Genomic DNA, 22,017 nt, shown 5'->3' with positions numbered 1-22,017 from the left:
AATAGCGTGCTGCTTCATTGGAGATATATAAACCTGGAAAGCCTTGCTTGCAATCAGGATTATTCAACGTAAGAAAATATTATCAGCAAGTGTAGCCTTGATTATGCTACGCTTCATCAAGGCAATTTAAAACATACGCCATAAAGAATTTTTCGGCTTTTGTAACTTGAATTTACGATACCTTATACATGACAGATAAAGAATAACTATCCCCAATAACCAACAGCTGATGACAACAGGAGTGGAAGAGCTATCTTGAAAGAACAAGGATAATCCATAAAATACAAACCAGTGCATCATATAGAAAAACAAGGCGCATTGACCAAATACTTTTAACGGTTGCGCAAACTCTATTAATCTTGGGGAAAAAAACTCTGCTTTATGCCATGCCAGTATACCCAAAAGATTTAAGCCACATGACCATAAAAAATACTCGAAACTTGGTGGATATTTTGAGAGACAAAAATAAGAAGCCCATGTTATGGCATCTGTGCTCGCAATCGGCTTGTAATCACCAAAAGAAAACCAACCCAATAAATTTCCAGTACGCAAAGTAAACCATACACCAAGCAGTACCACGGCAATTTGGCCAATTGTCTTATAGGCGTCTTTTCCTTTTGTTTGCAACAGATGACCTATCATTAACCCAAAGGCTACTGCAGGAAACCAAGGTATGGGCGTGAAATTAATATCGACATCCAATCCAAAATGATATTCTCCGCTAATAAAAAAGAAAGCGGGAAGCAAAGAAACTTGAGAATCAGAATGATAAGTTCCAAGATATAACTGCATATTTAATGGAATAATTACAATAAATAACAAAGGAATGCAGTACTCCCAAGACCAATTTTTTAATTGTGGCACTGATTTTAAAGTTTGAGTTAACCACATGCAGCCTGCGGCGACGATCATACAGATCCCTAGAGTTAACAAAACACCCACATAAAAATAAATTCTTCCGAAGCTCACTATTTCAAAAGCCTGTAATAAAGTAAGCTGCAACACGATTAACAATCCACCTCGCTTAAGCAGATAGTAAAATACTTGTTTTGCGGAGGCTCCATTGCGAATTCGATTCTGCCAAAGTAAATAAACTCCTATTCCCATCATCATATAAAATCCACCGGCAACTACTGTGGAAATAAACATTTGCTGAATTAAATCAACCCAATTGGTGCCACGCCAGACAGGTGATATATTCCAGTCATTATTAACGTAATAAAGTGGTTGAAAATAATCCCGGAAATGTGAAAAGGACATCAATAACATAATGAAACCGCGTTGCAAATCCAAAGCATTTAACCGTGTTGATTGCCTCTCTAATTGGTCAGAGAGACTTTCTTCGATACTTATGGAATTAAAAAAATCCTTTTTTTCAACCAGATCCTTCATTATTTTTTGCCTTGAGTAATATTAGGTGGAACGGCATTTATCATAATGTGTTGATTATTTTTTTCCAAGCCTAGGGTCAACAGACCTAATCATAAGTATGAAAAATATTAGTAAAATCAAAACTTGTTGTCTCTATAACAAAATGATACTCTCGCTTTTTTTAAAGGGATTTTTAGGGTGTGTTTACCATTCATTCCCACACCTACGTCCCTTTTCATGGAACAAATATTCTCTTATATCTTGAGATCTTCTGGATACCGCGCATAAAGCGCGGCACGTAGGGTGTTTTTGATAAATTGTCAACAGATCCTAGTATAGAGAATGTTGGTAAAGGGATTTAGTGATGAAAAAAATAATGAGTTTACTCCTCTCATTAACCAGTTTATTGGCAAATGCCAGCCCACCTTTGCTCGTTATACAGGTGGTTATTGATCAATTGCGTGGCGATTTGCTCCAACAATATCAAGATAAATTTAGTGCCAATGGCTTTAATTATCTTTTTGCTCATGGGATAAATTTTCAAAATACTTATCATGCTCATGCGAATACAGTAACCTGTGTTGGCCATGCTACCCTGGCTACCGGTACGGATCCGGTTTTCCACGGCATCATAGCAAATAGTTGGTTTAATCGAGAAACTCAAAAAACAGAATATTGTGTAAAAGACTTAAAGAGTCAAATTCTCCCCACCATTCACACGAAAAAACCCATGTCAGGCCGTTCTCCTCAGAACTTAATGGCCTCAACATTAAGTGATGAGATCGTATTAGCCAAAAAAGGACGTGCTTTTGGCATTTCGTATAAAGATCGCGCTGCCATTACTTTAGCGGGTCATGCAGGTAAAGCATTTTGGTTTGATCAAAAAAATGGGGGATTTATTACCAGCTCCTATTATTATTCCGCTTATCCAAGCTGGGTTGTCGACTGGAATAAACATTATTCCCCCCAAAAAGAAACCTGGTCTTTAAGTAATAAAATAACGAGTTATCGCTTTAAAGAATTTCAACAAAACTTTCCTCATCATACAGGAGAACCTACTGATCCTCGTTATTTTGAAATTTTAGAAGCAATGCCAAAGATTGATGAATTAACTGCCGATTTTGCTATAAAATTACTACAAGAAGAAAAGCTCGGTACCAATAATAAGCAAACAGATTATTTGGCTATCAGTTTTTCGGCAGTAGATGGAGTGGGACATGAATTTGGTCCTAACAGCCTGGAGTCAGAAGATAATTTAATCCGTCTTGATAATACTATGGCAAAACTTCTGCAAGCAGTTGATAAGCAAGTCGGTCTTAAAAATACTTTAATTGTTTTAACTGCCGATCATGGAGTAGCTAATTCCTCTCCTTACTTAAAAGCCAATCATTTTAAGACCGCTTCCCCTTTAACGCTTAAAGACCTACGCATACTCATTGCAAATACTTTAGCAGAAAAATTTAATTTACCCGAAGAGACTATCCAATCCATTGAGTTACCTTACATTTATCTTAACCAAGCCCTCATTGATGAGCAGCGTGTTGCTTATCAAGATGTGAGTAACGTGTTGCTTAATGTTTTACGTCAACAAAAAGGTATTTTTCAAGCCTATAGTTTACCTGTAAAGTCTACATCTCAAGATTGGTTAAGTGATAAAGTAAACAGGATGGTTTTTCTAAATCGAGTAGGTGATCTTTACCTTGTTTTTCCCCCCAATACCCTTGTCCCCGATCAAACAGATGTCGATCACGGCTCCCCTTGGCAATATGATAGTTATGTTCCTTTATTATTTGCTCATCCAGCATTTCAACCTAAACGGCTCATGAATTTAACCAAAACTACGGATATAGCTCCTACATTAGCGGCCATATTGCAAATTACCGCACCTTCAGCTGCATTCGGGAAGCCGCTTAAGGAAGTGACGCAATATTTTGCTTTTGAGACAACGCCTTGATTAGCAAATTGAATCCATAGATTTAAATATATAAACCTTGATTACGCTACCTTTATCAAGGCTACACTTGCTGGTAAAAAAGAAACATCAATGCAGTGAGGCAGTGCCCAAAAAAAATATGAGCTCTTAATCTATCTAGGATGGACGCATAGCTAAGGTTGCTTTAGACAGTAGCTCTGCTTCTTGAGGCAGGCAATATTTTGCATTGTGCTCGAATAACGCAAACCAAGTTGACGGACTGATCACGGAGTAAGAATCATCATCAACCTTAAACCGATTATTAAACCTTCTTACAGCCTCCTCTAACCCTAACACCATTGGAACGGCAAAAGCTTCCCAATTCCAATAAATTTCTATAAATTCCGCACTCTCAGGATTATCACATTCCTCAAGCTTTGTTTTCTGGGGATTCATTTTAAAAAATCGAGTCATGATAGAATGATTCTTGGAGGGAAATTCACACAATTTAGCATATAGCTTTTTATAATTCCATGCATTGGTAATTACGTAGTTCAACAAGCACGTGTAGCGCTTGTTGTTTGCCTATATGTATCGGAAGTTGTTCATCACTCAAATCGACCAAGTTCGTACTAAAAACAGTAGCTGTAGCAATTTTTTGATGCGGGCATGGCAATTTAAGGATTTCGCAATTCTTTAGGCAATTTAGCTAAGAACGTTTCATCAAAACTTGTCCCCCAATTCATAACCTTCCAGCCTTTACCTTCTTTATGCAAATATACCATAGCAGTATCAGTAATGGGTTTATTGGGGGCCACTTCCGCATAAGCGTAGTTTCCCACACATTTTTTTGCGGAAATAGTCACTTCTTTTGAAGATATAGCGGTTTTGACGATATAATTCTTAATTGCGTGATTTATTTCTTTGACATTGTTTGGGGTACAGGGATACCCACCAGCCGCATGGCAAGCAATAGAAACAATTCCCATCAATAAAACCAATAATTTATTACCCATATCAATGCTTCCTTCATCAGGTGATTGCTCTATGTTAACCCAGATCCAATCATCCTTGAAGCATTAATAAAAGAATAGAGCTTCATGGGGTCAGGGCTTGAAGATTACATTGATGATTCAAAATTCAAGGCATGCCCCCCGCTTTCGGGACTGCAGCTAGCCGATATCTGCAACGGTTCGACGTTGCAGATAAAGTAAAAATAGTTGGTGTCGATCTAATAAATAAAAAGCTTGACCCTAGGTGGTCTAATTGTAACCATGTGTAAAAGGAGCTAATTTATAGGAGATTGGTTGATGCTTAGAGCGAATTTTTTGAAGGCAATATTAAAGCCTAGGATTTTTTTATTGTTTGTATTTGTCACTGCCTCTGCCAATGCTTCTGACCCTCTAATTTACATGCGGCCAAACGAAACGCCGTTGTTCACTGAATTGTACCCGCGTTATGGCCTACTTAACCCTCCTGCGGTGCATGTTTTTGACAGTTCCGTTTATTTGGGGCAACCCGGTGAAAAAAGTCTACTCATCCCTACAAGATTTTAGATTTTTTTGGACCATGGGATCCAACGTTACTTATAGTTATGGTGTCTGCTGTACTAACAACTTTTATTGGATACAAAATTGTTCTTCAGGCGAAAAAGCTCAAATTGGCTGAAACTTTTTACATTCCAGAAAAAACGAAAATAAGCAAAACAACTTGTTTTTGGCAGCTCTTTGGCATAGGCTGGGGAGCAACGGGTTACTGTCCAGGACCATCCATAACTGCACTATCCACATTTAATATGGATCCGCTTTATTTTGTAATTGGAATGTTGTTAGGATCTTTCATTTATTGGCTGATATTTGATTATCCAAAAAAGTAAATTCATCTCTCTTTGTCACCTTATGGAATCTAATTTATTCAATTGGGCATCCGATTGCTTTACAAGCAGCCATGGAACCGAAGCAAATTTCCACGTGGTTAAAGTTTCTTTGCTTTAATAAAGAAGCAGCAATCGTAGCTCTGCTGCCACTACCGCAAAAAGTTGTAATCACTGTATCTTCGGGCAATTCTTTTATATGTTCTGGTAAATCACCTATGAAGATATGTTTTGCACCAGGTAAATGCCCTTCGTTCCATTCATTGTCCGCGCGCACATCAAGAAGTATGAATTGCTTATTTTTCGCGAGACGTTTTTTAATTTCCTGTGCGTGCACAACTGGGAAATGCCAATATTCTTTGCCTGTTATTTCCCAAGCATGGATACCAGGCAACCAGCCTTTTATTCCTGTATAACCCAAACGAATAAGCTGAATGACTGCTGATTCCATATCTTCTTCGTTTTCAGCAATTAAAATGATGTCCTTTCCATAATCTAAAAACCATCCAGCAAATTTTGAGATCATATCATGCGGGATTGCTATGCTATTTGGTATTGAGACACCGGCATACGCTTCAGGTGGCCGAACATCAACAATTTGAGCCGACTTATTTTTTGCCACTTCTTCAACTTTTAATCGGCTTGGGTGTGGAACAGCATTTAATATTTCAGGCCCCTGTAGATTTCTTTTTTCCATTTCCTCGAAATAGGGTGGATGGTCAAATTTCCTGTGACATTGAGCTTTTATAAACTCTTCTTTGCTCAGGTTTTGTAACGATTTATTATAACTTTTTTCATAGCCTATCGTAGAGAAATTATGTGTCCCTATCCCTTCCCCACACACTGAACCAGCACCATGAGCAGGATAGATTAAAACATGATCGCCGAGCGGCAAAAGCTTTTGGTAAATACTATCATAAAGGAATCCAGCGGCTTCTTTACGAGACTTCCATAAATCAGTACGACCTACGGCTCCTACGAATAAAGTATCCCCTGTAAATACAGCAAAGGGTGAATCACTAGAGGCCGTATCGTAAAGAACTAGAGAAATGCTTTCAGGCGTATGTCCTGGTGTTTCTAAGACTTTAATTAGAATATTTAAAAATTGAAATTCATCATTTTCCTTAACCGAGGAACCATATTTAAAATTCAACTGGTTACCATGATAAATTTTTGCGTTGGTTTTCTTGGCTAGCGAGCACGAGCCAATAACATAATCTTCATTTCGATGTGTTTCAAAAATATGTGTTATTTTTACCTTTTTCCTAAGCGCAAGGTCAAGGTAATCTCCTACATCCTGATGAGGATCGATTACGATTGCTTTGTCTTCATCACCAATCATATAAGATAGATGTGCGAGTCCTTCATCATAAAATTGCTCGATAAACATGGTTAAACTCCCTTTTCTCTTGATTATATGATTATAGTGGTTTTATTTCATGGCAACCGGAAGTTATATTTAAAAAAACAAGGCCAATGAAGAAACTATATTCCCCAATTTTTAGCTAATTCGCAATAACGTCAGAAATTAGCCAAATCTCTTTCACATCGGTCACGAACCACAATCGGCTGAAATATATTTTTGCTAAATCAATACTCAATATTGTACTATTTATATTGAGTCTTAAATGCTTAGTTCTATTTTGGCACATTAGGATATCGTATTTTAAGTTGATGGGACCATTTCATTTCTTCAATTATTTGTATTGGTACCATTGGGTATGATTGACAATATATTGCTGGCAACTTGATTTGAAATAGATGCAAGTCTGCTTTCACGTTACAACTAATAAACTAAATATAACGTAATAAGATTAGCAAGTTTGGAATGTAATACATAAGGATATAAAATTGCGCATAGTTTTAAAAGGTCAATATTTATATAAGTCTTTATTAATATTGATTTTTCTTTTGCAAAATGCATTTTCTAGTGAAGTTGATAATATTAACTTACAAGTCACCCAATATATTAATAAAAGCTGGGATTTATTAACACGTGATAATTGGGTTCAATCCAGTGTGGATCCAAAATTATCAATCGATGAATTGATAGTGTATTTACCAAAAGATGAAAATATAGAAGCAGTTAGGCAAAAAAATATAAAGTTAACCGAAATTAAGTTTAAGTATTTACCTAAAGATTATACTCAAATAAAAAAACATGGCCTGCTTTTTTTGCCATACCCCTATGTAGTCCCTGGAGGTCGGTTTAATGAGATGTATGCTTGGGACAGCTTTTTTATTGAATTGGGGCTTCTCAAAAATAATCGATTTACCCTTGCAAAGGGTATGGTGGATAATTTAATTTATGAAGTAATAAATTATGGGACCATTCTAAATGCTAACCGCACCTATTATTTAGGGAGAACACAGCCACCTGTCTTAACGGAAATGATATTGGCTTATTATCAAGAAGATTCTGATAAACTTTGGTTAAAATCTACTTTGCCCGCAATTAAAAAATTATACCATTTTTGGACATCTCCGCCTCATGCAATACCTAACATTGGCTTATCTCGATATTACTCGGCTGGAAAAGGACGCACACCCGAAGAATCACCATTATATTATGAAAAAGTATTAAATTATTTTAAAACCCATTCAATAGTTGATTATGACAAGACGCGCTTTTATGACAACCAAAATAATAAGTTAACCAGTTTTTTTTATATTGCTGATCGTACAATACGTGAGTCTGGTTTTGATATTACCGCAAAATATGGGCCTTTTGGTATTGGAATATTAGATTATGCTCCCGTAGATTTAAATGTATTGTTATATCAAATGGAGCGCGATACACAGGAAATCTATGAGATATTAGGTGATTCTCAAGAGGCTATGAAATGGCAAAATCGAGCCAAAATTCGGATTAGTAATATAAATCGCTATTTATGGGATGAGCCTACAGGTTATTATTTGGACTACGACTTTAAAAAGAAACAACGAAAGTTTTATCCGTTTGCCACCACTTTTTATCCTTTGTGGGCTGGTATTGCCTCAAAAGAACAGGCTGCAGAAGTAGTGAGACATCTACCCGATTTATTAAAGAGAGGGGGAATTGTAACAAGCGTTAATAACTCTGGATTACAATGGGATGCTCCTTTTGGATGGGCTCCAATGCAATATTTTACTGTGCTTGGTCTTGAAAAATATGGCTACAAAAAGTTTGCAATTGAAGTAGCTAGTAAATTCATTAATACCGTAAATAGAGGGTTTCAAAAGAATCACGCGATTTTTGAAAAATATGATGTTAATACATTAAGCACCCGTACAGATAACAAAATTAAATACAGTTATGCTACCAATGAAATTGGGTTTGGTTGGACGAATGGTGTTTATTTGGTTTTTTCAAAATTCCTTCAACAGTCCACATCTGAAAAGTATTAATATTAATAATGTCTGCAATGTCGCTTTATAGGCTAAACGACACCTCCTTATTGTATGTAGGGTTATAAATTATGTTGTTGCAGCCAATACTCAAGCAAACCAATTTGCCACAGCTTAGAAATTCCAGAAGGCGTAAAATTCTTTGCTGAGTTTGTAAATAAGTTTTGAACCGCTTGTAAATTAAAAATACCTCTTTGTTTTATGTTTTCAGGAGAAAGTACCTCACGCATTAACTCCAAAGTACTCCCCTCTAAATATTTCAACGCTGGAACAGGAAAATATCCTTTAGGGCGATCTACAATTGGTTTAGGAAGCATTTTTCTTCCAAGCTGTTTTAAAATATATTTACCTCTTTGGGGCAATTTATATTGAAGGGGCATAGAAGTTGCAAGTTGGAGCATCTTTTCATCCAAAAAAGGTACTCTTGCTTCGAGGCTTGCTGCCATTGTCATATTATCAACTCGGCTTAAAGGGCCATTTGCTAATGCAAAGGTACTTTCATATTTAAGTAAATTATCAATTGGGTTTTTAGAATTATTTCTTTCACACAGCTTAACTAAAAAATCCGAAGCATGAAATGTCGTTTGGAAGTCTGGCATTACCAGTTGCTGATATTCTTTAAAAGAACGATCAGCTACCTTGTTAAAAATGATTTGCGCTGATTGTGAGGGTAAAGCTTGATTTACATGTATATTTTGAAACCAATGATAACCCGCAAAAATCTCGTCTGCGCCTTGGCCTGAAAGAACTACTTTAACATGTTTGGATACCTCATGAGAAAGAAGATAAAAGCCAATATTGTCATGACTCAACATAGGTTCTGACATTGCAGAAATACAATTTCCTAATGAATAAGCTAACTGCTTATTTGAAATAAACATTTGCTGATGCTGTGTATTAAATTTTGAAGCAATTAGATTCGAGTAGAAGAATTCATCACCTTGCTCTCCATTTAAACCATCAAACCCAATAGAGAATGTTTGCATTTCTTCATGTCCGAGTTTGGAAGCCATCGCCACAAGTAATGAAGAATCCAACCCTCCAGAAAGTAGAATACCAACAGGAACGTCTGCTGCTAATTGGCGTTGCGTTACTGATTTTAATACTTCGTAGGTTTCTTTTATCCAATAATGTTCATTACGATAATGATCTGTTTTTGTATTATCAAAATTTAAGTCCCAATAAACCTCTTCTTCAATTTTACCCTCAGGATGAATAGTCATTATAGAGCCTGGAGGAAGTTTTTTTACACCAGATAAAATAGTAAGTGGCTCAGGGACTGCATGAAATGTAAGATAATAATGAAGTGCAATTTTATCAATTGATGTATCGATATCACTAAATTCAATTAATGCAGGTAAGGTGGATGCGAATTTAAATCCATAATTTGCATCTGCGCTATAATAAAGAGGTTTAATGCCTAGACGATCACGGGCAAGTATCAATTTACCCGTATCTTGTTCCCAGATTGCAAAAGCAAACATACCAGAAAAACGATGCACACAATCCTTCCCCCAGGCATGATAGGCTTTGAGAAGTACTTCGGTATCACTATTTGAAATAAAAGAGTATCCTTTAGATTTTAATTCTTCACGTAACGCCACAAAATTATAGATTGCTCCATTAAAAACCAATGCCAGACCTAAATCCGAATCGACCATAGGTTGCATTCCACGATGAGACAGGTCAAATATTTTCAGCCTTCTATGTCCAAGCGCCATGCCTTTCGTAAGGTATATTTGACCATCATCAGGGCCACGGTTGAACTGCTTAAGCAAAGCCTTTTCTAGATTTAAAAGAGAAATATTCTTTTTATTGAATTGGAATTCACCAGCAATACCACACATAAACCCTCCTTTTTATAATTTTGCTGTTAACGCGTTCGATTCATCTACCAAGGTAACATCGGTTTTTAAGGGTTTAAAAAATAATAGGCGCGGCTGCCCATTAAATTTAGTAAATTCGTGTGGGTCCTGATTTTTCAGTGTTTTTTGTAAAATTTTTTTTGAGCCTTCATTGGAGGGATGCGCTGTAGCAACAATTTCTTTAATACTCTTTTCTAAGGTTTCATTGGCACTTTCAGAAATAATGTGTTTAATAAATTTTTTTCCTAAGATTGCGATTTCAGTTCCATAGCCCTTTCCCCAAAACGCTTGATCAATAATGTAAATGATCTCCCCAACATTGGGATGACCAATTCCTACATTCGAGAAATCTTTCAAAGAATGTTTTATATGAAGATAACCAATAAACTCTTGAGTAGCAGGAAGGTAAATTGAAAACACAGAGAACTTGTTACCGGAGTTCCAACATTTCTTTTCATCTTGGATGAATTCTTCTACTGCTGAAGGCGTCCAGGGGCCCCCGGCACCAAACAACCGTGTATTTTCAGGATTCTCTAAAAGATGAGTGTATTTATCGACTAAAAAAAACGATTCATCTTGGTTAAGGGATCTCGCCTCCAACCTGTTCGAAAGAATTGTATACTGATTGGATTTGCTTTTAATGATTATTTCGCCCAATTTTTTTGATTTATAGGTTACTTGCTTCATTAAGATCTTCCTCGAATTAGTTTTTATTAAATAGTGATTAACCCCCATCAAGGGTATGGAATAATAGATTCACGTCTGTATAAAGGAGTTTGAAGTAAAAATTCGCTTACGTTGTGCTTCACAATATCTTTAAGACAACGATTTTGGGCAAATACCTTGCGTTGACGTTCGGAACTAGTACCCGAATTCATAATCATTTTAAGAGTAGAAAAATAAGTTTGATAGTTCAATTGTTTGATATATGGTTTTAATTTCTCAAACCATTCATGGATGTCTTCGCGCATCAATTTGGTTTTACCTTCAGTATTCATTACTAGTTCAGCATCCAAACCATAACGAATGGCTCTCCATTTGTTTTCACGAGAAAGCCAATAAGGAGGATAGGCGACTGATTCAAGCCAACTTCCATTATCAGCAAACCAATGGGCAAGTGTATGAATCAAGGCAACTAAAGCAAGAGTCTCTGATAAAGTGGCTGCTCCATCACAAACACGAATTTCTAATGTTCCAAAACCAGGACTTGGTCTTAAATCCCACCATAAGTCTTTAAGTGATTTAATCGAACCGCATAATTTTAATGACTTATATAGATGCTCAAAATCTTGCCATGTTCGGACATGATAGGGTTGTCCTGCAGTTGGTAACGCTTCATACGTAGTTGGTCTACAAGAAGCAAGCCCTGTATCGATTCCTTGCCAAAATGGAGAGCTTGAAGACAGCGCTAATAAATGAGGCAAAAAATACATAAAAAAATTGTTGAACCGAATGCAGTCTTCACCACTGGACATGCCAATGTGAACATGTAAGCCATATACACTCATACGTCGGGTAAGCCATTGATTACGATCAATGAGCTCTTGATAACGAGTCGTAGGAGAGACTACCCAATCGGAGTATTTAGAGAACGGGTGGGAGCCGGTTGTGGAAAATAAAATACCCAAATCCTTTGTTGCCAGTTGTAATGAAGCGAGTGTTTTATAAAGATCATCTTCAACTTCCTGAGCAGTGATGCATTTATCTGTATTCACTTCTATAGTACTTAAATAAAACTCTTGTTTAATTTTTTCTAGATGGGCTGTAGCATTAAGTACATCAGTTGCTCTTGAGCATAAATTATAGTTTTTAGAGTCAATGAGCTGCAGCTCAATTTCTACTCCTAATGTTAATACTCCATTACTATTAAAATAAATTTCTTCTTCTGTTGGAGCGCAGCTCGATTGCGAAGCATTCTTGGTTGATTTTAAGAGTTTGTTAATTTGATTATCCATTCGATAATCCTCCCTTTGTTGATGATACTCGAGCATTACTAAAGTGATTGGTGTATTGAAAATTAATTCCAATATTATTTTTGAGGATACTTCTATAGTTATATTGAATACTTGGATACAATAGTTAATGCCCTTAAAGATCTATATCAGTTGATATGATTTGTACACAAAGTATTTGTCATGGTAATAGGTAAATTAGTTCATTGCAACCGTTAATAGGTATAGAATCCTCCATGAGTGATATCGATAAAAAATCGCCTGACGACAAAATAACAACTGCTCAACAGTCAGAGCAGCGCTCCAAAAGCATCATTCTTGCCTTACGAAAAATTATGCAGCAGATGGATTATCACTCCAGAAGATTAAACAAATGCTATGGTATAACTGTTCCTCAAATAGTCTGTTTGTATGAAATTTATGAAAATGGAAGAGTGACCATATCTGCTCTTTCAAAAAAAATTTATTTATCAATGAGCACTATTGTAGGGGTAATTGACCGTCTAGAAGAAAAACAATTTGTTAATCGAACACGTGATATTCACGATCGTCGCATTATTTATATTGATATTACAGGAAAAGGAAAAGAGTTTGTTTCTGCTGCTCCTTATCTTCTGCATAATAGATTGAACGAGAACCTTCAGGTTTTAACTGTGGAAGAACAAATAGCTCTTGCTAATTCAATCAATTTATTAGTTGATCTTTTAAGAGACATATAAAGTTATTTTCTTAAATAAGAAAAATTGTTGCAATGTCCTCCATGAAAATCTTTCTTTCGATTATTAAGCTTTGTATTAATAATTAGGGCATCCAAAGATACTATCCCTAGACAACAGAAAGCTCTTGTTGCATACCAGAAAAAAGCACAGCAACCGCTGGCTGTGATACAAAAACAACTGGATGTTGTGGCTGATGAATACCCAACCGATAAGATTATTATTTCTTTGTACTGGTAATTCCTGTCGGTCTATTATGGCTGAAGCTATGACCAATTATTACTCCAATGGACGCTATCTGGCTTTCAGTGCAGGTAGCGCTCCGACTGGAAGTGTGCATCCCAAAGCAGCAGAAACACTTGTCAATCATGGTATAAAACCAAATGCGTCTCGTAGTAAATCCTGGAATGAATTTAAGTTTCCTCAAATCATTTTTATCTTGGATAGGTTGGTCTGGTTTGGGGCAGAGATTGCTCCCTTTTGCTGGAATAAACTGATACTATGGCGCCAACTATAAAACAACATGAACTAAAAGTAGGGAGCTTGCAATGAAAAAGGCTGCTGAGATGATAGTCGAATATTTAGAGTATGTATCAGATGCTCTGAAATTCACACCAGCTAGTGGTAAAGATGTAGGTGAACTGTTAAATAAATTAAATGGAAGGTTATTTTTTACCCCATCCCTGGCAAATATTCAGATAAAAGAACCTACGGAGCTGTTAGAAATATTATGTGGGGATAAAGTACTCGAATCATTTGGCGAACTCTTCGATAAATGGCAGCCGCGAGTGAATGAAACTAACCTAAGGCATACCAAAGCAGCTTTTTATAAATCTTTTTTCGAGCCTATTCAAGAGAGTAAAGCATGGCATATCTTTTGGGAAAGGCAAGTGCAATTAATAGCACAGCGGGTTAAGTCTGAAAATGACGGGGCAACAGAAGAAGAGATAAGTAAAGAAATCCAAAAGGTACATGATCAAATCGCCAGCGCCATAATTTATAGAATACAACAAAGTTGGCTAAGCAGAAAAAACAAAAAAATTACTGATGATTTCGCAGGTGAATTGACTGAATCTGAACGTGCTGAAATCTTAGTAAGAAGAAACCTCTTGACTGCTAAAGTTGCTGTGTTTGCTACGATAATTAATAATGCCTGGAATACGCTGGAACATTTTTTAGGCTCAGAAAGTAACCCAGAAAAGGGAACTATTTATTTTGATTTTAATGATGAGATGAGAACCTTGGAAAGGGGCCTGGAAACTCACATCGCCCAAATAGTACAAATGAAAAAAGGGTCGAAAAAAGAAGAAGCAGTAAGCAGTTTAGCTGCTGTCATTAATAGTGCAAGGCAAGGAAAAGGATACCGAAATCTTGGTGAAGGCGTTAATGAAGGAAAACTACAAAATGCGCTGCGGGTTTTTGTTACTAAATTAATGGGTGTTACGTCGCAAAAAGGCAAATTGGTAATTGAAAGTGCAGCAAGAGGGATATTGGAGGATATTAAAAATAATCTTATACAGCGTATTGATGGGGTTAATTTCTCTGAATATGCAAGTACGATACACTTGTTAAGTACTATAGAAAATAAAAATATCAAGAAACAGTGTAACGACTTATTAATTTTATGCGATACAAAAAAGGACACTGTAACGTTGTATGATAAATCTGAGGAAGACGAACTACCACTTTCTAACAATACAGGTCGAGAGCGAACTGAGACCATTTCAGAACCATCAGAATACAGCCCAACTCATTCCCCGCGTCTAACGCATACGCCGCAGCAAATGCCACCCAAAGAAAAAGCACCTGGTCTATTGGAACGATTCTTCGGAAAAAAAGGTGTAGATCAGGATAGGCCTGTTCTTAAAAAAAATAATTCATTTATACTCCCCGAAGGAAGAAAAGATACAGATACAAGGAAACTAAGAAGAGCTACAACATCTTTTTTTAAGATTCATGATGAGAAAGAAAATCAAACGCCTCCCAAATCTAGCTTAAGCAAAGGATTGGAATAAGGCTTTTTTTTAATTGAAAAATTGTCAGGCACGCTTGCTGAATGATGCGCGCCTACACATCAACGCGTTCTCTTAAAGGAAGTCTATAATATTGTGTTATAACCACTATTGAGTGTCTTTATAGTATTTCTTATAAGGAGTGCTGTATATGGATTTAGCTTCATTAAAAATGTACCGGCTTAAATATAAATTGCCGCAACCATTTTCTATTGCAACACATACCTGGACTCATTTAGAAACTATTTTAGTTCAACTTCACTATGATGATTTTATTGGTATTGGTGAAGCAGCGCCGTTTGCACTTTCTACTGGGGAAACTTATGATTATGTGGTTTCTCAGTTACGCGAGTTTCAACGTTACGCGATCAATCCTAACGACGCGCCACAAGTTTTTTATAAGCTCCTCCAAGACAATATGAACAGTTTTCATGCGGCTGCTGCTGTGGACAGCGCCTTTCACGACTTACTAGGTAAGATCAAAAATAAACCTGTATATGGGCTTTTTGGTAATGAGAAGAATCTTTCACCTAATAGCTTGACTATACCGGTCTTAGGTTTAAAAGAAACTAAAGAGTATGCGTTGAGTATTCTTCAAAATCATCCTCAAGTGCACTTAATTAAGATTAAACTGGATAATGATAAAATTAGTCCTGAAATTGCAAGAGTAATTAAAGACGTATTTGCCGAAAAAGTGGCTTATGTCATCGATCCAAATCAATCCTTTAAAGACTCACATCAAGCAATTGAAGTTTTAAAAGAAATACAATCGATTTTGGGAACGGTTATTGCGATTGAGCAACCCGTGGCAAAGCATGATTATCAAGGATTAGTTGACATTAAAAGCCAGCTTGAAGGGATCACTATTTATGCTGATGAGAGCATGGTGGGCATGGATGAGTTAGACGAATTGATTCGTATGAACGCTGTAAATGGCGTTAATATCAAGATCCAAAAAGCAGGTGGAATTTGGAAGGCAAGGCTGCTGGCGCAAAGAGCCCATGAGGCGGGATTAAAAGTAATGGTTGGCAGTATGATGGAAGGACCTTTAAGCATTGCAGCAGGGATTCATTTTGCCGCATCAATGCCCAATATCGCCTTTACCGATTTAGATAGTGATTTATTCTTATTTCAGGATTTAAAAACCCCCATTTTTACTCAGTCTCCTTATATTCAGGGCATGAGAGTACCTTTTAAAAAACCAGGTCTTGGAATTGAGGTTAATGAGCATGTTCTGAAACATCTGGCACTCCAAAAAGTACTGATTTATGAAGAACTGTAATTGGAGGGCTGAGTTTTAATTTTTTGGGGTTCAGATGACCTGAGGTATCGCCAGTATTTTGATGAGAAACCTCCACTAATTTTTTCTCCTGCGTACCGCGTTTTATGCGCGGTATCCAGGAAATCTTGCTGTAGAAATGTTCAGCGGCATCTTAAAATATCGTTCTGGATACCGCGCATAAAGCGCGGTACGTAGAGAAATTTAAGCGGTATGTAGAGAAATTTAAAATGAAAACTGACAATCCCTCAGGGCCATTCGCCCCCAACAAATTCAATTCACAATCACGCATTGCACTGATGATTTTAAAATCTCATTTACATGTCGAATTAATCGATACCCTCTGATTTAATACAGAGAGGTTTGTACTACCTAGTATTCTCGAAAAGGCATCCTTAAAAAACAATGATGAATTTAGCCTATTCGTTTTTTGGGAAAGAAGAAACGTCGGGCAAGAACTGGTTTTTGAACCATCCCGAAATAATTTGCCTGGGTTCGATGAAAAAAATTAGAGTATTTTTTTGTCACTTAATGGACTTTACTCTATAAAATAAGCAGAATTGATTAGGGAATTCAGAAAAGAAGGGCAAAGGATTATGCCAAAACACTATAAATTCCAAGATGATAATAATTCTGAAGAATCCTGTTACGAAAGTGAAGGAGAAACAGAATATTATCCAGAAAAAAACATTGGTTCTGGGACGTACGCCAATGCCAGAAAATTTCAATCCGCTGATGGCCAACGAGCACGCGCAGTACTTAAGCCTAAGGATCAGGATGATATTGATTTTAAAGAAGTTTATAATAAATATAACTTTTTCAAAACTCTTTACCCCAGACAGAATATTGCATTAATAGAACAAGAGGATACTTATCGCCTGGTGCTTCCTTATATTGTTGGCATACCCTATGAGAAGCTGAGTTTTATGAACAAAAGCCAACAAATAAAACTTTTCATTTCTGCGATTGCGGCATTAAAAGATTGTCATAATAAGGGATATATTGTGCTGGATTTAAAAGCGGATAATATCCATTATGATATGAGCTCTGGTAAAAGTTATTTGCTTGACGGAGGGATTTCTGTAAAAGAAAATAAACCACTCGATCCTGATATCTTTTTGGTAGGCACTAACGAAGAGCGGATATCAAAAAAAATGAAATATCCGCAAATTGCCCCAGAATGCTGGTCACACACACCGACACTTGCCAAAAAAAGCATGGATGTTTATGCTCTAGGTTCTATGATGCAATCTGTATTAAAGCCATCCCCAGATATCAAACGTCTCATTCAATTATGTCTAGACCCCAAACCAGAACAAAGGCCCACTTTGGATATACTGGAAAACCAACTTCAAAAACTATTACTTCCCCCAAGAAATCAGCAAAAAGATGCACCCGCTGAAAAATACGCAAGTAATGAAAATAGCAATTATGCTTATTCTTTAAAAATACTAGCAGAACAAAGCATTGTACCCACGAAAAGACAATATAAAAGACTTAGGCAAAATAATAAAATCCCAAAAGCTATCATTGATTTTAATAATGCATGTACCCAGCTCCATGAGAGCCACAATAAAATAAAAAACATTTATTTTAGTATTTATAAAAGGGAAACTCTAACCTTAATGCTCCGAGGTGCTATCGAATTTAAGAAAGAATATCCTATCATTGAGAAAAGGGCTATTGTCTTTATTAACACTCAATTATTTAAAAACTTTACCCAGAGTCAGGCCATTAAAATTTTAACTACACTAAATAGCTCCCAAACAGAATTACCTATTCCATTTACTTTGAATAAATCGAGGAGCAATATTTTTCACGGCCCTAAAAAAATACCTGAACATGACGAGGTAAAAATCGGATTGTCGAAAATCGTAGCTACCCGCTAGAAACCCCAAAAGAAAACAATTCACAACAATCTTTTTGGGCATCACCTAAAAATTTTATATTGGATCGTAGCAAGCGAGAGTAATGTGGATTTGTTCGGGTTCCGATCAATGCTTGCTCCCCTTTTATATATTGGTGATGTTTTAGACTTTCTTTTGATGCACCGAATTGACAACAACCATTTTAAAAGTACTATAGCAAGTCTTCGCTATGGCTTTGCTCTTGATTTATTTTTACGCTAAGCAATAAGGTATTGTTCTTGTGTGTATTTTTAATGAACTCAAGGTTCAAAAAAGTATTAAAGGTCCACTCAGCGAAGCCAAAAATTTAAAGGAATGTGATTAAATTTACTAATCACGGAAATACAATCCTAATCTATTTAGTCTTTAAAGGAGTAATTAACATGTACGGCAAAATTGATCCCCATTTAGATCCGCTAAATAATGATGATTCTGTGTCGAGTGCTAATACTATATTGTTGCTACTTGCTGGTCTTGCTGTAATGACGTTGATGATTGCACGTTTCGCTGAGTCTAACAATCGCCTTAACTATGAAAGTCGTTTTGCCCGCATAATAGCAGGTCTTTTGCTGTTTATGACACGTATGATGCATACAAAAAGCGGCGATTTAGAGATTACTAATGCAGAAAACGAAAATAAACTCATTGCAGTAGGTCCGCATCGAACTGGCTGGGAAGCAGTTGTTATTGCCTCAAAAATAAAAGGCACGCCACCCCGGTTTCTTGCCACAACTGCTTATAATGCGATGCCCGGTGTTTCTTCTTTTCTGAAGATGTTTAAAGCGATACCGGTAGATGCACATTCAACTAAAAGTGATAATGGGCGCTCTGCTAATGCCGGCGCATTAGAACAAGCGAGTAAAGCCCTTGATGAACACGGCTGTGTCGCACTATTCCCTCAAGGTAATTTTGCACGATTAGGGCAAGAACCGCCTAGAGTTTATGCTGGAGCAGCCAAGCTGGCATTGATGAATAAAATTCCTATTCATGTTGTTCGACTTGATGGTTTCTGGAGTTTACAAAATCCGATTATTCCTGTTTTTGTGCGCAACAGTGCTTATTATCGTGCATTTTTTTCTGCATTTCATATGAATAATGTACACGCCACATTATGTTGTGTGATAGATTTTCACCTGCAGCCGGAGAATGAGGAGCTAAGCGAAGAGAAAAAAATTGAGGAGATATGTGCTCAACTTTATGCTTATTATCGCCATACAAAGGAACTTACTCCAGAACAAATTAGTACGATTAAAACAGAAATATCTAATAAAACTCATCTCCTAATTTGGAATAATAAAGTCAAACAAGATGAATTAGGAAAGCAACTCTTAAACTTAAAGAAAGATGAAGCGAAACTGGAAGAACCAACTTTGGACGCAATGAGATTAATTTAAGTACAACCAGAATACCCTGATTGCTTGCATCCAGGCTCTATTTGAATGGACTTCCATATTAGTGTATTAAATTCCTCGAATGGAGAAAAACTCTGCTTGCAAGCAAACAGCTAAAGAACATACAGGGAAACGATTACCAGCTTCGCAAAAGGTTGGAGCCATTGTCACTAAAGGACCTCATGGTTAAATCTCATCTTCCCGGGATGTAAGAGTCCCCTATTATGCTTTCGCTAAATACGGGCTTCGCGAGCGGTCAAATCACCTTGAACGGTTTTGATATCCCTTCATAAGGATAGATTTGTTGATTCCAACCGTATTTATAATGACCTGAATGTTTAATCCTATAGGTGCCTGGTATTGCATCAGGTGGAATTTTCCAATACACATGACCATAGGCATAGGCAATAAAGATTCGTTCCCATCGGTAAATCGTATTAAAATCCCAATCATGAGCTATTGTTTGCCATTCCCCACCAGAATTTAGTTGTACCTCTAGAAAACCCCTCATGGTTTCAAGATTATTCCTTGGATGACCGGCCCAGAAAATGACATGCACAAGCTCTCCGCGCTGATACTCTTCCTCTGGTTCTAAGTGCACACTTCCAAATTTTAGCGTTGGGGGAACATCGTCGAATACTACAGAAGGGATTATGTTCCCAGTATGACCGCTTAGATCTTCAGGTAAGGGGCCTGGATCACTTTCTCGTTGGTAAATCATATCAAGGGCGATTTGTTTTAATCCCTGCAGGTAGGCAGGTAAAGTCCATGGGCCAAATACTGTAAAACCACCTTCGTAATTTTGTTGCAGGTATTCTTCGGGTGTAGTGATATAACCAGCATAAGAATTACTCAGCCCAGCAATAACCACGTGTTTTGCTGGCACTTGAAAGGTCTCATGTAATAAATTTTTTATTCTGCGGCCGGACATGGTAGTAAATTCGCCAGGAACACCCGCAATCACTAAATCCCCGATTTTAAAGATTTGCACAGGCATATTATGGGGTACCCATGCAGGTTCGTTGAGGCCAACAGCAAGAAGAATGGGCTTTGGTTGCTGACAGCGAATCATCGAGGGAGTTGGTTGCTTTATAAGATCGCGTAAAAAAACAAAGAAAGGATCGGTTTCTAATTCCCCTTGGTGAAAGAAAATCTCTAAACCTGGGCCATCTGTGGTGCCTGCACCAAAAGAATAGCCCAGAGATGCCTGGCACGTATGTTCTTCGGTTCCACCGGTAAACTCTGGTGCCACAAAGGTATTTTCCATGTCGAGATATTGATGACGATAATCAACGCCTTTGCCAATAGGCGTATTCGCTGCATTAAATAATTCTTTGGCTTTTCTGTATTGCCGCTCGCCAATGATGAACGTATGTTGAATATCATGGCAAGTCATTTTATCGCAGTCACCATCCGACAAACCATCAAAGATATTTGGACTGTTATCACCTTCATTGGCTTGAGCAAATGCGGCCACAAAGGTTTTAGTTTGCAGGTAATCACTATGCATGCTTTTTTCAAAAAGATAGGATGCATACCCTTTATTATCCCCACTAATAAGTACATTTTTATTGCTCATTGACACACCATGTACAGCATGCCAATTGATAGTTCCTATAGGCTCCTCTTTTTCATTAACAAGCTTAATCAATGTGAATGATTTATCGGTGTTATGTTCATATTGATTGCGTTCTTCTTCGGAGTTTTTTAAATAGGCGCTTATAGAGCGATTTTTGCTCGTGTTAGTAAGTTCAGAAGCTTCAATATAAATAGTACCGGGTTCAAGATTCTGGTGAGCGCGAATGATGGATTGCACAATTCCATTCACAACCGCGTTATAATTTTTTTTATAAAATCCACGGACTGTAAAGTTATACAAAGTCTCAAATGCATATCCTCCCGTGCCTGAGTGGGTATGTGTGGCACTAATCATGACATTTTTATCGTCATATAAGTCTCCATATTGATCTTGGAGTTCTTTGATAACCCCCTGCTTTACCGATTGGAAAATCATACCTAGGTCTGCACTCACAAATACCACCCGCTTTCCTGTGTCGGGTGACATAATGATAAACGCTCGAGACCAGAGACGAGAGTGTATCCCTTGGGCGTATTGTTGCAGCTGTGCATACCCTAACATGTTGATTTCAGCAGCTGCTCCTGTAATGTCGTAAATACCTGCACCGATTATAAAGGGAGATTGGGCTGCCTGGCATGACAGGGAAATAAACATGAGACTTAGAAATAATTTATTTAATTTTAAAAAAATTCGAAACACAGTCATCTCCTTTGCCATATTGTTTTAAATTTTTATTTCCTTTAGCACGAAAAATAAAAATCCTTGCTCTCGGT

At 37.1% G+C, this 22,017-nt stretch carries 17 protein-coding genes; 9 read left to right on the top strand and 8 right to left on the bottom strand.

Annotated features, from left to right (window positions below):
- Nucleotides 1–126: 126 nt before the first annotated feature.
- Nucleotides 127–1,392 (bottom strand): heparan-alpha-glucosaminide N-acetyltransferase domain-containing protein, encoded by a 1,266-nt coding sequence (locus tag FOLKNPGA_RS02635; RefSeq protein WP_182351630.1) that lies wholly within the window; start codon nt 1,390–1,392, stop codon nt 127–129.
- A 343-nt stretch (nt 1,393–1,735) separates the two neighbouring features.
- On the opposite strand from FOLKNPGA_RS02635, the gene FOLKNPGA_RS02630 reads away from it, so the two are divergent.
- Nucleotides 1,736–3,325, top strand: coding sequence for an alkaline phosphatase family protein (locus FOLKNPGA_RS02630; protein ID WP_182351629.1), 1,590 nt, complete (start codon nt 1,736–1,738; stop codon nt 3,323–3,325).
- A 135-nt stretch (nt 3,326–3,460) separates the two neighbouring features.
- Here the strand turns inward: FOLKNPGA_RS02630 and FOLKNPGA_RS02625 are convergent, their stop codons facing one another.
- Nucleotides 3,461–3,757 (bottom strand): hypothetical protein, encoded by a 297-nt coding sequence (locus tag FOLKNPGA_RS02625; protein WP_182351628.1) that lies wholly within the window; start codon nt 3,755–3,757, stop codon nt 3,461–3,463.
- Between the two features lie 203 nt (nt 3,758–3,960).
- Nucleotides 3,961–4,299: a hypothetical protein gene (locus tag FOLKNPGA_RS02620; RefSeq protein ID WP_182351627.1), complete on the bottom strand. Its 339-nt coding sequence runs from the start codon at nt 4,297–4,299 to the stop codon at nt 3,961–3,963.
- Nucleotides 4,300–4,877: 578 nt separating this feature from the next.
- Here FOLKNPGA_RS02620 and FOLKNPGA_RS19160 point away from each other — a divergent pair.
- Nucleotides 4,878–5,159, top strand: a complete 282-nt coding sequence (locus tag FOLKNPGA_RS19160; protein WP_370529176.1) for a DUF6691 family protein — start codon at nt 4,878–4,880, stop codon at nt 5,157–5,159.
- A 34-nt stretch (nt 5,160–5,193) separates the two neighbouring features.
- On the opposite strand, the gene FOLKNPGA_RS02615 is transcribed toward FOLKNPGA_RS19160, so the two are convergent.
- Nucleotides 5,194–6,546: a rhodanese-like domain-containing protein gene (locus tag FOLKNPGA_RS02615; protein ID WP_182351626.1), complete on the bottom strand. Its 1,353-nt coding sequence runs from the start codon at nt 6,544–6,546 to the stop codon at nt 5,194–5,196.
- A 467-nt stretch (nt 6,547–7,013) separates the two neighbouring features.
- Between FOLKNPGA_RS02615 and FOLKNPGA_RS02610 the strand changes: the two genes are divergently transcribed.
- Nucleotides 7,014–8,543 (top strand): trehalase family glycosidase, encoded by a 1,530-nt coding sequence (locus tag FOLKNPGA_RS02610; RefSeq protein ID WP_370529198.1) that lies wholly within the window; start codon nt 7,014–7,016, stop codon nt 8,541–8,543.
- Between the two features lie 62 nt (nt 8,544–8,605).
- On the opposite strand, the gene FOLKNPGA_RS02605 is transcribed toward FOLKNPGA_RS02610, so the two are convergent.
- The 3 genes from FOLKNPGA_RS02605 to FOLKNPGA_RS02595 are packed head-to-tail and all read right to left on the bottom strand — an operon-like array spanning nt 8,606 to nt 12,363.
- Nucleotides 8,606–10,390, bottom strand: coding sequence for an N-acetylglutaminylglutamine amidotransferase (locus tag FOLKNPGA_RS02605; protein ID WP_182351625.1), 1,785 nt, complete (start codon nt 10,388–10,390; stop codon nt 8,606–8,608).
- Between the two features lie 12 nt (nt 10,391–10,402).
- Nucleotides 10,403–11,095: a GNAT family N-acetyltransferase gene (locus tag FOLKNPGA_RS02600; protein WP_182351624.1), complete on the bottom strand. Its 693-nt coding sequence runs from the start codon at nt 11,093–11,095 to the stop codon at nt 10,403–10,405.
- Between the two features lie 47 nt (nt 11,096–11,142).
- Nucleotides 11,143–12,363: a YbdK family carboxylate-amine ligase gene (locus FOLKNPGA_RS02595; RefSeq protein ID WP_182351623.1), complete on the bottom strand. Its 1,221-nt coding sequence runs from the start codon at nt 12,361–12,363 to the stop codon at nt 11,143–11,145.
- Between the two features lie 233 nt (nt 12,364–12,596).
- Between FOLKNPGA_RS02595 and FOLKNPGA_RS02590 the strand changes: the two genes are divergently transcribed.
- From FOLKNPGA_RS02590 to FOLKNPGA_RS02565, 6 genes are all read left to right on the top strand, one after another.
- On the top strand, nt 12,597–13,079 hold the full coding sequence (locus tag FOLKNPGA_RS02590) for a MarR family winged helix-turn-helix transcriptional regulator (RefSeq protein WP_182351622.1): 483 nt from the start codon (nt 12,597–12,599) through the stop codon (nt 13,077–13,079).
- 265 nt (nt 13,080–13,344) lie between these two features.
- Complete coding sequence (locus tag FOLKNPGA_RS02585; RefSeq protein WP_370529175.1) at nt 13,345–13,593, top strand: hypothetical protein; 249 nt, start codon at nt 13,345–13,347, stop codon at nt 13,591–13,593.
- Between the two features lie 31 nt (nt 13,594–13,624).
- Nucleotides 13,625–15,091, top strand: coding sequence for a hypothetical protein (locus FOLKNPGA_RS02580; RefSeq protein ID WP_182351620.1), 1,467 nt, complete (start codon nt 13,625–13,627; stop codon nt 15,089–15,091).
- A 148-nt stretch (nt 15,092–15,239) separates the two neighbouring features.
- Nucleotides 15,240–16,370, top strand: coding sequence for a mandelate racemase/muconate lactonizing enzyme family protein (locus FOLKNPGA_RS02575; RefSeq protein ID WP_182351619.1), 1,131 nt, complete (start codon nt 15,240–15,242; stop codon nt 16,368–16,370).
- A 593-nt stretch (nt 16,371–16,963) separates the two neighbouring features.
- A complete protein-coding gene (locus tag FOLKNPGA_RS02570) occupies nt 16,964–18,256 on the top strand; it encodes a protein kinase family protein (protein ID WP_182351618.1) in 1,293 nt (430 codons plus the stop codon).
- 401 nt (nt 18,257–18,657) lie between these two features.
- Complete coding sequence (locus tag FOLKNPGA_RS02565; protein ID WP_182351617.1) at nt 18,658–19,668, top strand: 1-acyl-sn-glycerol-3-phosphate acyltransferase; 1,011 nt, start codon at nt 18,658–18,660, stop codon at nt 19,666–19,668.
- A 253-nt stretch (nt 19,669–19,921) separates the two neighbouring features.
- Here the strand turns inward: FOLKNPGA_RS02565 and FOLKNPGA_RS02560 are convergent, their stop codons facing one another.
- Entirely contained in the window at nt 19,922–21,943 is a 2,022-nt protein-coding gene (locus FOLKNPGA_RS02560) for a neutral/alkaline ceramidase (protein WP_182351616.1), read from the bottom strand.
- Nucleotides 21,944–22,017 lie beyond the last annotated feature (74 nt).

It is taken from the genome of Legionella sp. PC1000 (assembly GCF_014109805.1).
Taxonomy (GTDB): domain Bacteria; phylum Pseudomonadota; class Gammaproteobacteria; order Legionellales; family Legionellaceae; genus Legionella; species Legionella resiliens.
The sequence above is the reverse complement of the archived record's forward strand: the minus strand, read 5'-3'. Positions and strand labels throughout refer to the sequence as shown.

What these genes read in the sequence shown, in the direction of transcription:
- FOLKNPGA_RS02635 (WP_182351630.1), bottom strand. Translation starts at nt 1,392, where the DNA reads ATGAAGGATCTGGTTGAAAAAAAGGATTTTTTTAATTCCATAAGTATC.
- FOLKNPGA_RS02630 (WP_182351629.1), top strand. Translation starts at nt 1,736, where the DNA reads ATGAAAAAAATAATGAGTTTACTCCTCTCATTAACCAGTTTATTGGCA.
- FOLKNPGA_RS02625 (WP_182351628.1), bottom strand. Translation starts at nt 3,757, where the DNA reads ATGACTCGATTTTTTAAAATGAATCCCCAGAAAACAAAGCTTGAGGAA.
- FOLKNPGA_RS02620 (WP_182351627.1), bottom strand. Translation starts at nt 4,299, where the DNA reads ATGGGTAATAAATTATTGGTTTTATTGATGGGAATTGTTTCTATTGCT.
- FOLKNPGA_RS19160 (WP_370529176.1), top strand. Translation starts at nt 4,878, where the DNA reads ATGGTGTCTGCTGTACTAACAACTTTTATTGGATACAAAATTGTTCTT.
- FOLKNPGA_RS02615 (WP_182351626.1), bottom strand. Translation starts at nt 6,546, where the DNA reads ATGTTTATCGAGCAATTTTATGATGAAGGACTCGCACATCTATCTTAT.
- FOLKNPGA_RS02605 (WP_182351625.1), bottom strand. Translation starts at nt 10,390, where the DNA reads ATGTGTGGTATTGCTGGTGAATTCCAATTCAATAAAAAGAATATTTCT.
- FOLKNPGA_RS02600 (WP_182351624.1), bottom strand. Translation starts at nt 11,095, where the DNA reads ATGAAGCAAGTAACCTATAAATCAAAAAAATTGGGCGAAATAATCATT.
- FOLKNPGA_RS02595 (WP_182351623.1), bottom strand. Translation starts at nt 12,363, where the DNA reads ATGGATAATCAAATTAACAAACTCTTAAAATCAACCAAGAATGCTTCG.
- FOLKNPGA_RS02590 (WP_182351622.1), top strand. Translation starts at nt 12,597, where the DNA reads ATGAGTGATATCGATAAAAAATCGCCTGACGACAAAATAACAACTGCT.
- FOLKNPGA_RS02585 (WP_370529175.1), top strand. Translation starts at nt 13,345, where the DNA reads ATGACCAATTATTACTCCAATGGACGCTATCTGGCTTTCAGTGCAGGT.
- FOLKNPGA_RS02580 (WP_182351620.1), top strand. Translation starts at nt 13,625, where the DNA reads ATGAAAAAGGCTGCTGAGATGATAGTCGAATATTTAGAGTATGTATCA.
- FOLKNPGA_RS02575 (WP_182351619.1), top strand. Translation starts at nt 15,240, where the DNA reads ATGGATTTAGCTTCATTAAAAATGTACCGGCTTAAATATAAATTGCCG.
- FOLKNPGA_RS02570 (WP_182351618.1), top strand. Translation starts at nt 16,964, where the DNA reads ATGCCAAAACACTATAAATTCCAAGATGATAATAATTCTGAAGAATCC.
- FOLKNPGA_RS02565 (WP_182351617.1), top strand. Translation starts at nt 18,658, where the DNA reads ATGTACGGCAAAATTGATCCCCATTTAGATCCGCTAAATAATGATGAT.